Source organism: Aeromicrobium endophyticum, from assembly GCF_003586285.1.
In the GTDB taxonomy this organism is placed as follows: Bacteria; Actinomycetota; Actinomycetes; order Propionibacteriales; family Nocardioidaceae; genus Aeromicrobium; species Aeromicrobium endophyticum.
Window position 1 is genome coordinate 1,379,054 of the sequence record NZ_QUBR01000002.1, and the last position, 13,238, is coordinate 1,392,291.

The window sequence follows — 13,238 nt, forward strand, 5'->3', positions numbered from 1 at the left end:
TCTCAACGACTGCGTCTCACCGTAGGTCGGTCGTCCGCGGCGCGCACGTCGGCGCCCCCGGTAGGGTTCGAGATGTGAGTGCAACCCCCGGTCGGATCTTCCTGTCCCGCATCGTCGGGCAGGCGGTCTTCGACCCCGCGGGCGATCAGGTGGGCAAGCTGCGCGACGTCGTGGTCGCCGTGCGATCGGCCACCCAGCGTCCGCGCGTGCTGGGCATCGTCGTCGAGGTGCTGGGCCGCCGCAGGGTCTTCCTGCCGATCACCCGCGTGACGTCGCTGGGGTCGGGCCAGATCATCACGACCGGCGTGCTCAACGTCCGCCGCTTCGAGCAGCGCAGCACCGAGACCCTCGCGATCCACCAGCTGCTCGACCGCACGGTCACGCTGCCCGACGGCACCCCCGGCACGGTCTACGACCTCGCGATGGAGCAGGACCCTCGTCGCGACTGGTACATCTCGACCCTCGCGGTGCAGGCCGCCGGCAAGCGCTTCGGCCGCCGCGGCCCGCACCAGGTGCTGGAGTGGGACGAGGTCAAGGGCCTCACCGGCGCCGAGACCACCCAGGGTGCGACCCACCTGCTGGCCACGATGGACGAGATGCGCGCGGCCGACGTCGCCAACGCCCTGCGCGACCTGCCGCCCAAGCGGCGCATGGAGGTCGTCTCCGAGCTCGACGACGAGCGGCTCGCCGACGTCCTCGAAGAGCTGCCCGAGCGCTACCAGATCGAGATCCTCGGGGTGCTCGACCCGGGCCGTGCCGTCGACGTCCTCACCGAGATGGACCCCGACGACGCCGCCGACCTGCTGGGCGAGCTGCCGCCCGCCACGGCCGAGCAGCTGCTGACGCAGATGGAGCCCGAGGACGCCGATGACGTGCGCCGCCTGCTGTCGTACGAGGAGCGCACCGCCGGCGGCATGATGACGACCGAGCCGGTCGTGCTGCCCGCCGACGCCACGATCGCCGAGGCGCTCGCCCGCGTACGCAACGCCGACCTGATCCCGGCGCTGGCCTCGATGGTCTACGTGTGCCGCTCGCCGCTCGAGACGCCGACCGGGCGGTTCCTCGGCATCGTGCACTTCCAGGCGCTGCTGCGCGAGCCCCCGTCGACGCTGGTCGGCACGATCGTCGACAACGACATCGACTGGCCTCGTCCCACCGCCTCGCTCCAGCACGTGGCCAACCTGCTCGCCGCCTACAACATGGTGGCGCTGCCGGTCGTCGACGAGAACGCCCACCTGCTCGGGGCGGTGACCATCGACGACGTCCTCGATCACCTGCTGCCCGAGGGGTGGCGCGAGAGCGACCCCGACGAGGCGGAGGTGGTCGCCCGTGGCTGAGCGCGCACGTCTCGACCAGCCTCGCGAGGTCCGTCGCTCCTTCCGGCCGCGGCGGGGCGAGGTCGACCCCGAGCGCTTCGGCCGCTTCGCCGAGTCGACCGCGCGCTTCCTCGGCACGGCGACGTTCATCGCCTGGATGACGGTCTTCGTGACGGTCTGGATCGGCTGGAACATGCCGTACGGTCCCGACCGTCCTCGCTGGGACGACTACCCGTACATCTTCCTGACGCTGATCCTGTCGCTGCAGGCGTCGTACGCGGCCCCGCTCATCCTGCTGGCGCAGAACCGGCAGGAGGCCCGCGACCGCGTCACGCAGGAGCAGGACCGCGCAGCGGCGGCCCAGACCACGGCCGACATGGAGTTCCTGGCCCGCGAGGTCGCGAGCCTGCGCCTCGGCATCGGCGAGGTCGCGACCCGCGACTTCATCCGCGGCGAGCTGCGCAACCTCGTGCAGGACCTCGAACGCCGCGACGACGAGGACCAGCCCCAGGACGACTGACCACGGTCTGTGACGCCTGCGGCGTCACCACCCGGTCGTGACGCCGTGAGCGTCACACGTCGCGGGTCGCCTGAACGATGCCGTCGTGCACGGTGCCGCTGTGGGGGCTGCCGGCATGTCCCTGACGCTGGACGGTCGCGAGCTCGATCGACGTCCAGTCGCCCGGGTCGAGCCAGCCCGCGGCCTGCTCGGGCGTCCACCGGACGTCGGGGAAGTCGTGACCGCCGTGCCGCTCGTCGACGGGGTGGTGACCCACGAGCAGCAAGGTGCCACCGGGCGCGACCGCGTCGCCCAGCTGGCGGTACAGCGTCGCCAGGCCGGGCTGGTCGAGGTACATGAACTGCGCCGACACCAGGTCGAACGCGCCCGGCCGGCCCACCCACGTCGACAGGTCGACCCGCTCCCACGTGATGCGATCGGCGACGCCTGCCTCGACGGCGTGCCGGGCGCCCTTGTCGAGCGCGACCTGCGAGACGTCGAACGCCGTCACCTCCCAGCCCTGGCGGGCGAGCCAGACGGCGTCGGCGCCCTCGCCGGCACCGACCTCGAGCGCCCGGCCGGGGGTCATGCCGGCAACCCGGTCGACGAGCTGCGGATTGGGCTGCCCGCTCCAGATGCGGTCGTCGGCGCCGTAGCGCTCGTCCCAGAACCCCTCGCTGAACACGTCCTCGCTCATGACCGTCCCCTCTCCACCCTGGCCACCCGATCCACCCGTCCTTCGTCCCACACCGGCTCGTCGGACTCGTACAGTAGGCCGTCGGCCCCGAACACGACGAACCGGTCGAATCCGCGGGCGAACCAGCGGTCGTGCGTCACGGCCACCACGGTGCCCTCGAACGTCGACAGCGCCGCCTCGAGCGCCTCGGCCGACTCGAGGTCGAGGTTGTCGGTCGGCTCGTCGAGCAGCAGCATCGTGGCGTGGGCCAGCTCGAGCAGCAGGATCTGGAACCGCGCCTGCTGACCACCCGACAGCTGCTCGAACACCTGGTCGCCGGCCTTGGCCAGGCCGTACCGGTCGAGCGCCTTGGCCGATCCCTCGTGCCCCATGCCCTTGCGGTGGCCGTCGCCGTGGTGCAGCACCTCGAGCAGCGTGCGCCCCATCAGCGACGGGTGCTCGTGCGTCTGCGCGAACCACCCGGGCCGCACGCGCGACCCGAGCCGGGCCACGCCGGTGTGCTCGACCGGCGGCGGGACGACGTCGCCCACCGGCTCGTGCTCGATGTCGGGACGCGACCCGCCGGCGGCCAGCAGACGCAGGAAGTGCGACTTGCCCGATCCGTTGCTGCCCAGCACCGCGACCCGCTCGCCGAACCAGATCTCGAGGTCGAAGGGCCGCATCAGCCCGGTCAGCTCGACCTGCTCGGCGACGACGGCGCGCTTGGCCGTGCGTCCGCCCTCGAGCCGCATCCGCAGGTTCTGCGCGATCGGGACGGCCTCGGGCGGGCCCTGGCGCTCGAAGCGCTCGAGCCGGGTCTCGGCGGCCTGCAGGCGTGAGGCCATGTCGGAGTTGAACGCCGACTTCTGCCGGTACATGATCACCAGCGCCTTGAGCTTGGCCCGCTCCTCGTCCCATCGCAGCCGGCGCTCCTCCAGCTTGGCGTTGCGGTCGATGCGCGCCTGCAGGTACGTCGAGAAGCGTCCGGGGTGCACCCACAGCGTGCTGCCCGCGGCGGCCGGCTCGAGCGTCGCGATGCGCTCGGCGACCCGCTCGATCAGCTCGCGGTCGTGGCTGACGAACAGCACCGTCTTGGGCGACTCGACCAGCTGCTGCTCGAGCCACCGCTTGGCCGGGACGTCGAGGTAGTTGTCGGGCTCGTCGAGCAGCAGCACCTGCTCGGGTCCGCGCAGCAGCGCCTCGAGCACGAGGCGCTTCTGCTCGCCGCCCGACAACGTCGAGACCTGGCGGTGCTGCGCCTGCTGGAACGGGATGCCGAGGGCCGCCATCGTGCAGGCGTCCCACACGGTCTCGTGCTCGTAGCCCCCGGCGTCGCCCCAGTCGGCGATCGCCTGGGCATAGGCCATCTGGTCGTCCTGCTCGTCGCGCTCGATCATCAGCAGCTCGGTGCGATCGACCTCGAGGGCCGCCTCGCGCACGGCCGCGGGTGCCACCGAGACCAGCAGGTCGCGCACCGAGGTGTCGTCGCGCACCGAGCCGACGAACTGGCGCATGACGCCCAGCCCGCCCGTGACCGTCACGGCACCCGCGTGCGGGGCGAGATCGCCGGTGGCGATGCGGGTCAGGGTGGTCTTGCCCGTGCCATTGGGACCGATCAGCGCGACCTTGGCCCCCTCGCCGACGCGCAGGCTGACGTCGTCGAGCAGGGGACGTCCGTCCGACAGGGTGTAGCTCACGGAGTTGAGGTCGAGGTGTCCCACGCGACCATCCTCTCAGGGTGCCGCGTCCCCCGGCCCGCCCGTGGTTAGGTCACACTCAGGCTCGTCCTGCCCGCCCTCCCCGTACGATGGGACCATGGCAGCAGTGACCGAAGAGCAGATCCGCACAGCCCTCGAAGGCGTCAACGACCCCGAGATCAAGCGGCCCATCACCGAGCTCGGCATGGTCGACACGATCACGATCGACGACCACCAGATCACGGTGCGCATCCTGCTGACGGTCTCCGGCTGCCCGCTCAAGGACACGCTCACCCGCGACGTCACCGCGGCGGTCGGCACCGTGGCTCCCGCGGCGGCGGTCGTCGTCGACATGGGCGTCATGTCCGACGAGCAGCGCAAGGACATGCAGACGATGCTGCGCGGCGGTCGCGCCGACCGCGAGGTGCCCTTCGCCCAGCCGGGCTCGCTCACCAAGGTGTTCGCGATCGCCTCGGGCAAGGGCGGCGTCGGCAAGTCGACCGTCACGGTCAACCTGGCGCTCGCGATGGTCAAGCGCGGGCTCAAGGTCGGCATCGTCGACGCCGACATCTACGGCCACTCGATCCCCGACATGCTGGGCGTCGGCGACATCCGTCCGACCCAGGTCGAGGACATGATCATGCCGGTCCCGATCAAGGGCCTGAAGGTCATCAGCATCGGCATGCTCAAGCCCCGCAAGGACCAGGTCGTCGCGTGGCGCGGCCCCATGCTCGACCGCGCCCTCGTGCAGATGCTCAGCGACGTCTACTGGGGCGACCTCGACGCGCTGCTGCTCGACCTGCCCCCCGGCACCGGCGACATGGCCATCAGCCTCGGTCAGCACCTGCCCAACGCCGAGATCGTGGTCGTCACGACGCCGCAGCCCGCCGCCGCCGACGTGGCCGAGCGCGCCGGCACGATGGCCTCGATGATGCACCAGCGCGTCGCGGGCGTCATCGAGAACATGTCGTACCTGCAGGTCCCCGGCGGCGAGCGCATGGAGATCTTCGGGTCCGGCGGCGCCGCCAGGGTCGCCGAGACCCTCAGCGGACGCTTCGGCTACGACGTCCCGATGCTCGGCCAGATCCCCCTCGACCAGAAGCTGCGCGAGGGCGGCGACGCCGGCGACCCGATCGTCGAGTCCGATCCCGACTCCGAGTCGGCCAAGATCCTCCAGGGCGTCGCCGACCAGCTCAGCGGCCGCTCGCGCGGTCTGGTGGGCATGCAGCTGGGGCTGGCTCCCGCCGGACGACTGTAGAGTCGCACCGTGCTTGGCATGGGCGTCCCCGAGATCGGACTGATCCTCGTGGTCGCCCTGTTGCTGTTCGGCCCGGAGAAGCTGCCCGAGCTCGCCAAGCAGGCCGCCGGCTTCGTCCGCACGGTCCGGCGGATGGCCGACAACGCCAAGAACGACCTCGGCCGCGAGATGGGCGAGGACTTCTCCGACCTCAACCTGCGCGATCTCGATCCGCGCGAGATCGTGCGGCGCAACTTCCTCGACGACGACACCACGCCTGCCGCCACCAAGGAGACGCGCATCCTGCGTCCCGGAGAGCGTCCGCCGTTCGACAGCGAGGCGACCTGACGGGTCAGGCCGCGCCGATCCACGACGACATGCGTCCGAGGCCGTCGCCCACCCGCTCGGCGACACCCGGCTCGTAGGCGCCGGTCGGCAGCTGCGCCACCGCCTGCTCGAGCCGCGGCCGGTCGACGTCGGTCACGATCGTGAAGACCGTCCAGTCGTCGTCCCACGTGACGACGGTCGGGGTGCCGGGCCGCACCCACACGGTGGTGCCGGCGATCTTCTCCGACCGGAAGCCGTCGAGGTGCGCCTGCTCGAGCACCCCGGTCTGCTCGAAGAGGTTGAGCCGTGAGGTGCCGTCGGTGTACTCGAGGGCGATCGTGTCGCCGTCGCCGGTGTAGGCGCCCGACACGCGGTGCAGGTCGCCGGCCAGGGTGTCGTGGCACGGCCAGCCGAAGTCGTTCAGGTCGTCCATCGCCGCTGCCGTGATGATCGTGCCCGCGCTGGTCGACGACGGCGGCGACGGTGCCGTGAAGTCGGCGGCGTAGGCGTTGAACGGCGGCTCGACCGCGTCGGCGGACTGCTCGGACCCGCCGACGGCGTAGGCGGTCGCCACGACCGCCAACGAGGCACTGGCCAGCACGATGCCCGCGCGCAGCGGCACCGACCGTCCGAGCCGCACCCACCACGTCTCGCGCCTCGGCGGATCGGCCGCCAGACCGGCCAGCGAGGCCAGCAGGGCGGCAGGGGGCTCGGGCGTCGCCACGGTCGACATCCGCGACTTCAGCAGCCGCTGCTGACGGACCGCCTTCTCGCACGACTCGCACGACTCCAGGTGCGCGGACGCGTCACGCTGCGCGGCGCCGGACAGCTGTCCGTCCACGTACGCGGCGACGTCGGCACCCAGGTGCGGCATCAGATGCCGACCGGACCCACGAACCTGGTGCGACCCTTGGTCGGGGCGCGGTGGGCCAGCGTCTCGCGCAGCTGCGTGCGTCCGCGGTGGATGCGCGAGCGGACGGTGCCCAGCTTGATGCCCAGGACGTCGGAGATCTCCTCGTACGACAGGCCCTCGATGTCGCACAGCACGACAGCGACGCGGAACTCGTCGGAGAGCGACGCCAGCGCGGCCTCGATGTCGGGGTCGAAGTTGGCGTCGTGCACCGCCGACTCGGGCAGCACCTCGGCGCTCAGCAGGCGCTCCTCGGCGCCCTCGCCGAAGCCGTCCATGCGGAGCCGCGACTTGCGACGGACGCGGTCGAGGAACAGGTTGGTGGTGATGCGGTGCAGCCAGCCCGGGAAGTTGCCCGGCTCGTACGTGTCGAGCGAGCGGAACACCCGGATGAACACGTCCTGCGTCAGGTCCTCGGCGTCGGGGCGGTTGCCGGTGAGCCGGTAGGCCAGCCGGTACACCCGGGCCGAGTGCTCGGCGACGATGCCCTCCCAGTCGGGCAGCGGCGTGTCGGCCGGGGCCTGCGGGAGCGTCGAGGTGACCACGTCATCTACCTTCATGAGTCGATCGTTGTGCCTTCACCTGAGAGAACGCACAGAACCGCCTGACCGTTCCCCCGGTTTCGTCGCGGCCTCCACGGTCTGGCGGCCGCGCGCCGATAGGCTGTGACCACACCATCGACCGAGGAGCCGTCATCACCACCGCAGCAAGCCTGGCATTCGCCGAGCACCACCAGAGCGAGGACGAGCACCTCGCCGCTGCACGGCGTCGCGCCGACGAGGTCGGCGTCGTCCCCATCTCTCCCGGCGCGGGCGCGGCACTGTCGTTCCTGGCGTCCGCGATCGGCGCGAAGGCGGTCGCCGAGATCGGCACCGGCACCGGCGTCTCGGGCCTGTGGCTGCTGCGCGGCATGCAGGCGGGCGGCGTGCTGACGTCGGTCGACCTCGAGGCCGAGCACCAGCGCCTGGCTCGCGAGACGTTCACGTCCGCCGAGCTCGCACCGCAGCGCTTCCGGCTCATCGCGGGCGCCGGCCTCGACGTCATGCCGCGCCTCACCGACGACGGCTACGACCTGGTGTTCCTCGACGGCGACAAGGTCGAGTACGGCGAGTACCTCGAGCAGGCCGTGCGGCTGGTCCGCCCCGGCGGACTGATCGTGTTCGACAACGCCCTGTGGCACGACCGCGTGGCCGATCCGGCCCAGCGCGATCCCGAGACCGCCGCGATCCGCGACGTCATCAAGCACGTCGCGACCGACGATCGCCTGCGCAGCGTGCTGCTGCCGCTGGGCGACGGCCTGCTCGTCGCCCAGCTGCTGCCCTGACACACCGCCCGCGAGTCGCTCGAGCAGTGCACGAGCCGCTCGCGGGCGTCAGTCGTCCTTGCGTCCGTGCTCGAAGTGGCTCGACGAGCGGAAGCCCGAGGGTCCGCGCACGACGGCCACGATCTCGCACGCCTCGATGAGGATGGGCGCGGAGCCGATGATCGTCGAGCCGGCCGACTCCTTGGCGGTCTTCTCGAACGACTTCTGGAACGCCGCGCGCGCCTCGTCGGACACGAAGATGTAGCTGCCCTCGAACCACTGGCCCTTGACGGCGCGCCAGGTCTTGACCCGGAGCCCCTCGAGGCCCGCGAACGTGGCGTAGGACTCGTCCTCGACGTAGGCCCGCAGAGCCTTCAGCGTGCCCTTGGGGGCGTCGGCCAGCGACCAGCGGACGGTCAGTCCATACATCGGCCGGCCGCTCCTAGACGGCCTTGAGCGCGTCGCCGAGCGTGGTGGCCTCTTCGTTGTTGAGCTCGACGACGAGACGACCTCCACCCTCGAGCGGGACCCGCATGACAATGCAGCGTCCCTCCTTGGTGACCTCCATCGGTCCGTCTCCGGTCCGTGGCTTCATGGCGGCCATCAGTTCCCCTCTCGGTCTGGCGCTCAACCCGACGGTGCAAGCGTGTCTACCATTATCGCCTATGCCCGGATCGGATTCGACCTCAGTCCCACAGGAGCCCCCCATGAGCACCACACCCGTCAGCTACGACGTGACCGAGGGGGTCGCCACCGTGGCGCTCGCTCGTCCCGAGTCGATGAACAGCCTGACGCTCTCGGCCAAGGTGGCACTGCGCGACGCGCTGCACGAGGCCGCCGCCGACAGCGCCGTCCGGGCGGTCGTGCTGACGGGCTCAGGACGCGCGTTCTGCGTGGGTCAGGACCTGCAGGAGCACGTGTCCGGCCTGTCCGGCCAGAAGGACTTCGGCGGCTCGACCACGGTCGCCGATCACTACAACCCGATCGCCACGGCCATCGCGACGATGCCGAAGCCGGTCGTCGCGGCCGTCAACGGGATCGCCGCCGGAGCCGGGGCGTCGATGGCGTTCGCCTCGGACTTCCGCGTGCTGAAGCGGTCGGCCGGCTTCAACACCGCCTTCGCGGCCATCGCCTTCTCGTGCGACACCGGCGCGTCGTGGACGCTGCCCCGCCTGGTCGGCCATGGACGCGCGATGGACCTGCTGATGCGGCCCCGCACGATCTCCGCCGACGAGGCCTTGGCGATCGGCCTGGCGACGTCTGTGGTCGACGACGACGACTTCGACGACGCCGTCGCCGCCCTGGCGTCCGAGCTCGCGACGGGCCCCACGTTGGCCTACGGCGCCATCAAGCGGGCCGTCGCCTTCTCGGCGACCCACGACCTGCCGACGTCGCTGGAGCACGAGGGCCAGAAGATGGCGCTGACGGCGGCCTCGTCCGACCACGTCGTCGCGGTCGAGGCGTTCTTGTCCAAGCAGAAGCCCGTCTACACGGGTCGCTGACCCCAACACGCTGGGCCGAGCGTGGGTGGTGCGTCAGGCCAGCTTGCGGTCGTGCTGGCGGCGCGCCTCTTCGGTGGCGGCTTCCTCCCAGGCGAGCAGCTCGGCACGCACCTGCAGCTCGGCGCTCTCGCTGGCGGCCAGCGCGTCGTTGGCGCGCAGCAGGTCGACCCGGGCCGACTCGAGGTCGGACTGGGCCGAGTCGGCGTCGGCCTCGAGCGCCGCGCTGCGTGCCCGCTCGGCGTAGACGCGCTCGCGCGCCTGGGCCAGCTCGATCTCGGCGGTGACGATGGCGTCTCGCAGGGTCGCGATCTGGGCGTCGCGCAGGCTCACGCGCTGACCCATCTGCTCGGCGAAGGCGATGTGCTCACGGGAGCGCGCCACGGCGGCCGTGCGGTTGCTGTCGGCGAGCTGGGCACGATCCCGGGCCCAGTCGCGGCGCACCTGGGCGATCTCGTCGGACAGCAGGCGCGCCGAGGCCACGCCCACCACGACGGCGTAGACGGTGGTGCCCACGAGCACGGGCACCGTCCCGACGACGATGCCGACGAGCGCGACCACGACGGCGCTGAGCAGCAGCGCAACGGAGCAGACAGCGCGGCGGGAGCGGGGAATTCTCCGGTTCGACATGCTCGGATCGTAGGCCGCGAACGGCCCGATCCTGCGGAGCCACGCCTGAAGGGGCCCGAAACCGATGAGCCGGGGCCTCAGCGGCGAGCGGCTCCCCGCGCGATGCAGTCGGCCAGGTGGTCGTCGACCATGCCGGTAGCCTGCATCAGCGCGTAGGCCGTGGTGGGACCGACGAAGCGGAAGCCCTTCTTCTTCAGCGTCTTGGCCATCGCGACCGACTCGGCCGTCGTGGCCGGCACGTCGGCGTACGACGTCGGGGCCGGACGTGGCTCGGGCGCGAACGACCAGAGCAGGTCGCTGAACGACTCGTCGAGGTCGAGCAGGCTGCGGGCGTTGGCGATCGTCGCCTCGATCTTGAGCCGGTTGCGGATGATGCCCGCGTCGTCGAGCAGGCGCAGCACGTCGGACTCGCCGAACCGGGCGACCGCCTCGGGGTCGAAGCCCGCGAACACCTCGCGGAACCGGTCGCGCTTGCGCAGGACGATCGCCCACGACAGGCCGGACTGGAACGCCTCGAGCGACATCCGCTCGAACAGCGGAGCGTCGCCGCGCAGCTCGCGGCCCCACTCGGTGTCGTGGTACTCCGTCATGGCCGGGTCGTCGCCCCATGGGCACCGGACGACGTCTGCACCGGCGGCCACGTGTCAGCGGTCCTTCGCGACGAAGTACGAGATCGCCTCGTCGACGTCGTCGGTGACGTGGAGCATGTCGACGTCTCCGGGGCTGATCTTGCCGTCGGTCTGCATGGTCGCGCGGAGCCAGTCGACCAGTCCGCCCCAGTAGGAGCTGCCGAACAGGACGATCGGGAACGAGGTGACCTTGCCGGTCTGGGCCAACGTCAGCGCCTCGAAGAGCTCGTCCATCGTGCCGAATCCGCCCGGCAGGACGATGAAGCCCTGGGCGTACTTGACGAACATCGTCTTGCGGACGAAGAAGTAGCGGAAGTTGACCCCGAGGTCGACCCACTCGTTCATGCCCTGCTCGTGCGGCAGCTCGATGCCGAGGCCGACCGAGACTCCCCCGCACTCACTGGCTCCCTTGTTGGCCGCCTCCATGGCTCCGGGGCCGCCGCCGGTGATGACCGCGTAGCCCGCTTCGCACAGCTTGGCCGCGATATCGGTGGCCGCGGCGTACATCGGGTCGTCGGGCCGGGTGCGGGCCGAGCCGAACACGCTGACGGCGGGGCCGAGCTCGGCCAGGGCGCCGAAGCCCTCGACGAACTCGGCCTGGATGCGCAGCACCCGCCACGGGTCGGTGTGCACCCAGTCGGCATCGCCGCGCGAGTCGAGCAGACGCTGGTCGGTGGTGGTGTCGGGAAGCTGGCGGCCCTTGAGGCGCACCGGCCCCTTGTGGTGCGACGGACGGCTGGGACTCATGCGGTCAACCATTTCGTGAGGGTTGCGTGCACCCGCTGGAGGTGCTCGACGGGGACGTGCTCATCGGCCTTGTGGGCGTAGATCGGGTCGCCGGGCCCGTAGTTGAGCGCCGGGATGCCGAGCTGGGTGAACTGGGCGACGTCGGTCCAGCCGAACTTGGGCCGAGGCGATGCCGCGACGGTGGCGACGAACGCGGCGACAGCCGGCTGGGACAGACCCGGCAGCGCGCCGGGCGCGGAGTCGGTGACGGTGAGGCCGAAACCCTCGAACACCTCCTGCAGGTGCTGGTGGGCGTCGGCCTCGGAGCGGTCGGGGGCGAACCGGAAGTTGACCGTGACGACGGCCTCGTCGGGCACGACGTTGCCGGCCACTCCCCCGCGGATGCCCACGGCGTTGAGGCCCTCGCGGTAGACCAGCCCGTCGATGTCGACCTCGCGCGGCACGTAGGTTTCGAGACGGTCGAGCACCGGAGCCAGCGCGTGGATGGCGTTGCTGCCCATCCACGACCGTGCTGCGTGGGCCCTCTCGCCGGCCGTGCGGATGTCGACGCGCATGGTGCCCTGGCACCCGGCCTCGACGCCGGCGTCGGACGGCTCCATGAGGATCGCGAAGTCGCCGGCCAGCAGGTCGGGACGCTCGCGGGCGAGACGGCCCAGGCCGTTGAACTCGGCGGCGATCTCCTCGGCGTCGTAGAACACATAGGTGACGTCGCGGACCGGCTCGGACACCGTGGCCGCGAGCAGCAGCGCCACGGCCACGCCGCCCTTCATGTCGCAAGACCCCAGCCCGTGCAGCACGCCGTCCTCGAGCCGTGACGGGAAGTTGTCGTTGGCCGGCACGGTGTCAAGATGTCCGGCGATCACGACCCGCTCACCGCGGCCGAGCGACGTGCGGGCGACGATCGTGTGACCGTCTCGCACCACGTCGAGGTGCGGCACCGCCACGAGCGCCTGCTCGACGGCGTCGGCGATCTCCTGCTCGGACAGGCTCTCGGACGCGATGTCGACGAGTGCGCCGGTCAGCGCGACGACGTCGGAGGTCAGGTCGATGGTGGCCACGCGCTCACTCTGCCACGTCGGCCGAGGGCTCGAAGACGCAGAACTCGTTGCCCTCGGGATCGGCCATGACCGTCCACCGGGCGTCGTCGGACGGCGGGGTCAGCACCTGGGCGCCGCGGGCCGACAGGTCGCCGACCGTGACGCCGGGCCGGAGCGTGACGTCCCAGTGCAGGCGGTTCTTGACGGTCTTGGGCTCGGGCACCGGGACGAAGTCGAACGACTCGACGGGGGCGCCCGGTACGTCGTCGATGTAGGAGTAGCCGCTCTCGTCGTGCGCGAGCGTGCCACCCCAGACATCGGCCCACCACGACGAGACGGCGATCGGGTCGGCCGAGTCGATCACGAGGTCCTTGAGCCCCGGGGGGCGGCTGCCGCCGACGAAGACGCAGAACTGATTGCCCTCGGGGTCGAGGAACGTCGTCCAGGGGAACTCACCGTCGGCCGTGACCTGCTCGAGGCCGCCGAAGTCGTCGAGCGAGGTGGCCACGAGGTCGAGGTGCACGCGGTTCTTGACCGTGCGGGGCTCCGGCACCGGGTTGATCCACACGGTCTGGCCCGGCGACCCGCCACGCAGCACGCCGCTGCCGTCGTCGGCGGAGATCTCGCCGTCGAGGTGCAGCGCACGCGCCCAGAAGCCCTCGAGGGCGGAGACGTCGTTGGCGTCGAGGCAGAGGTCCTTGAAGGTCACGAGAGACATGCGGACCACGCTA

General features: G+C 71.2%; 17 protein-coding genes. 6 read left to right on the forward strand and 11 right to left on the reverse strand.

Annotation, left to right across the window (positions count from 1 at the left end):
• The first annotated feature begins 74 nt into the window (after positions 1 to 74).
• Together DX116_RS17235 and DX116_RS17240 are read left to right on the forward strand one after the other, a co-directional pair.
• Positions 75 to 1,337 carry a magnesium transporter MgtE N-terminal domain-containing protein gene (locus DX116_RS17235; RefSeq protein WP_199716111.1) on the forward strand — a complete coding sequence of 421 codons (1,263 nt, stop codon included), beginning with the start codon at positions 75 to 77 and terminating at the stop codon, positions 1,335 to 1,337.
• Positions 1,330 to 1,836 carry a DUF1003 domain-containing protein gene (locus tag DX116_RS17240; protein WP_119705415.1) on the forward strand — a complete coding sequence of 169 codons (507 nt, stop codon included), beginning with the start codon at positions 1,330 to 1,332 and terminating at the stop codon, positions 1,834 to 1,836. The genes DX116_RS17235 and DX116_RS17240 overlap by 8 nt, the downstream gene beginning before the upstream one ends.
• Before the next feature lie 52 nt (positions 1,837 to 1,888).
• On the opposite strand, the gene DX116_RS17245 is transcribed toward DX116_RS17240, so the two are convergent.
• A complete protein-coding gene (locus DX116_RS17245) occupies positions 1,889 to 2,512 on the reverse strand; it encodes an SAM-dependent methyltransferase (RefSeq protein ID WP_119705416.1) in 624 nt (207 codons plus the stop codon).
• Positions 2,509 to 4,212 carry an ABC-F family ATP-binding cassette domain-containing protein gene (locus DX116_RS17250; protein ID WP_119705417.1) on the reverse strand — a complete coding sequence of 568 codons (1,704 nt, stop codon included), beginning with the start codon at positions 4,210 to 4,212 and terminating at the stop codon, positions 2,509 to 2,511. Before DX116_RS17250 ends, DX116_RS17245 begins: the two co-directional genes overlap by 4 nt.
• Before the next feature lie 94 nt (positions 4,213 to 4,306).
• Between DX116_RS17250 and DX116_RS17255 the strand changes: the two genes are divergently transcribed.
• Both DX116_RS17255 and DX116_RS17260 read left to right on the forward strand, forming a co-directional pair.
• Positions 4,307 to 5,446, forward strand: coding sequence for an Mrp/NBP35 family ATP-binding protein (locus DX116_RS17255; protein WP_119705418.1), 1,140 nt, complete (start codon positions 4,307 to 4,309; stop codon positions 5,444 to 5,446).
• A gap of 18 nt (positions 5,447 to 5,464) precedes the next feature.
• The gene (locus tag DX116_RS17260; RefSeq protein ID WP_233556868.1) at positions 5,465 to 5,773 is read left to right on the forward strand and encodes a sec-independent translocase; all 309 of its coding nucleotides are present in this window, start codon (positions 5,465 to 5,467) and stop codon (positions 5,771 to 5,773) included.
• A gap of 4 nt (positions 5,774 to 5,777) precedes the next feature.
• Here the strand turns inward: DX116_RS17260 and DX116_RS17265 are convergent, their stop codons facing one another.
• Positions 5,778 to 6,626, reverse strand: coding sequence for an anti-sigma factor family protein (locus tag DX116_RS17265; protein ID WP_119705420.1), 849 nt, complete (start codon positions 6,624 to 6,626; stop codon positions 5,778 to 5,780).
• On the reverse strand, positions 6,626 to 7,222 hold the full coding sequence (gene sigE, locus DX116_RS17270; protein ID WP_119705421.1) for an RNA polymerase sigma factor SigE: 597 nt from the start codon (positions 7,220 to 7,222) through the stop codon (positions 6,626 to 6,628). Before sigE ends, DX116_RS17265 begins: the two co-directional genes overlap by 1 nt.
• A gap of 236 nt (positions 7,223 to 7,458) precedes the next feature.
• On the opposite strand from sigE, the gene DX116_RS17275 reads away from it, so the two are divergent.
• Positions 7,459 to 7,986: an O-methyltransferase gene (locus DX116_RS17275; RefSeq protein ID WP_325048628.1), complete on the forward strand. Its 528-nt coding sequence runs from the start codon at positions 7,459 to 7,461 to the stop codon at positions 7,984 to 7,986.
• Between the two features lie 48 nt (positions 7,987 to 8,034).
• Here the strand turns inward: DX116_RS17275 and DX116_RS17280 are convergent, their stop codons facing one another.
• The gene (locus DX116_RS17280) at positions 8,035 to 8,394 is read right to left on the reverse strand and encodes a hypothetical protein (RefSeq protein WP_119705423.1); all 360 of its coding nucleotides are present in this window, start codon (positions 8,392 to 8,394) and stop codon (positions 8,035 to 8,037) included.
• A gap of 13 nt (positions 8,395 to 8,407) precedes the next feature.
• Positions 8,408 to 8,569 carry a DUF3117 domain-containing protein gene (locus tag DX116_RS17285; protein ID WP_119705424.1) on the reverse strand — a complete coding sequence of 54 codons (162 nt, stop codon included), beginning with the start codon at positions 8,567 to 8,569 and terminating at the stop codon, positions 8,408 to 8,410.
• Positions 8,570 to 8,672: 103 nt separating this feature from the next.
• On the opposite strand from DX116_RS17285, the gene DX116_RS17290 reads away from it, so the two are divergent.
• Positions 8,673 to 9,467, forward strand: coding sequence for an enoyl-CoA hydratase-related protein (locus tag DX116_RS17290; protein ID WP_119705425.1), 795 nt, complete (start codon positions 8,673 to 8,675; stop codon positions 9,465 to 9,467).
• A 33-nt stretch (positions 9,468 to 9,500) separates the two neighbouring features.
• On the opposite strand, the gene DX116_RS17295 is transcribed toward DX116_RS17290, so the two are convergent.
• The 5 genes from DX116_RS17295 to DX116_RS17315 form a co-directional block, all read right to left on the reverse strand.
• The gene (locus DX116_RS17295; RefSeq protein ID WP_147393704.1) at positions 9,501 to 10,094 is read right to left on the reverse strand and encodes a hypothetical protein; all 594 of its coding nucleotides are present in this window, start codon (positions 10,092 to 10,094) and stop codon (positions 9,501 to 9,503) included.
• Positions 10,095 to 10,171: 77 nt separating this feature from the next.
• On the reverse strand, positions 10,172 to 10,735 hold the full coding sequence (locus DX116_RS17300) for a DNA-3-methyladenine glycosylase I (protein ID WP_325048625.1): 564 nt from the start codon (positions 10,733 to 10,735) through the stop codon (positions 10,172 to 10,174).
• 3 nt (positions 10,736 to 10,738) lie between these two features.
• Positions 10,739 to 11,470, reverse strand: coding sequence for an LOG family protein (locus tag DX116_RS17305; protein WP_233556870.1), 732 nt, complete (start codon positions 11,468 to 11,470; stop codon positions 10,739 to 10,741).
• A complete protein-coding gene (gene dapE, locus DX116_RS17310) occupies positions 11,467 to 12,528 on the reverse strand; it encodes a succinyl-diaminopimelate desuccinylase (RefSeq protein WP_119705429.1) in 1,062 nt (353 codons plus the stop codon). Before dapE ends, DX116_RS17305 begins: the two co-directional genes overlap by 4 nt.
• Positions 12,529 to 12,532: 4 nt before the next feature.
• Positions 12,533 to 13,225 carry a VOC family protein gene (locus tag DX116_RS17315; RefSeq protein ID WP_119705712.1) on the reverse strand — a complete coding sequence of 231 codons (693 nt, stop codon included), beginning with the start codon at positions 13,223 to 13,225 and terminating at the stop codon, positions 12,533 to 12,535.
• Positions 13,226 to 13,238 lie beyond the last annotated feature (13 nt).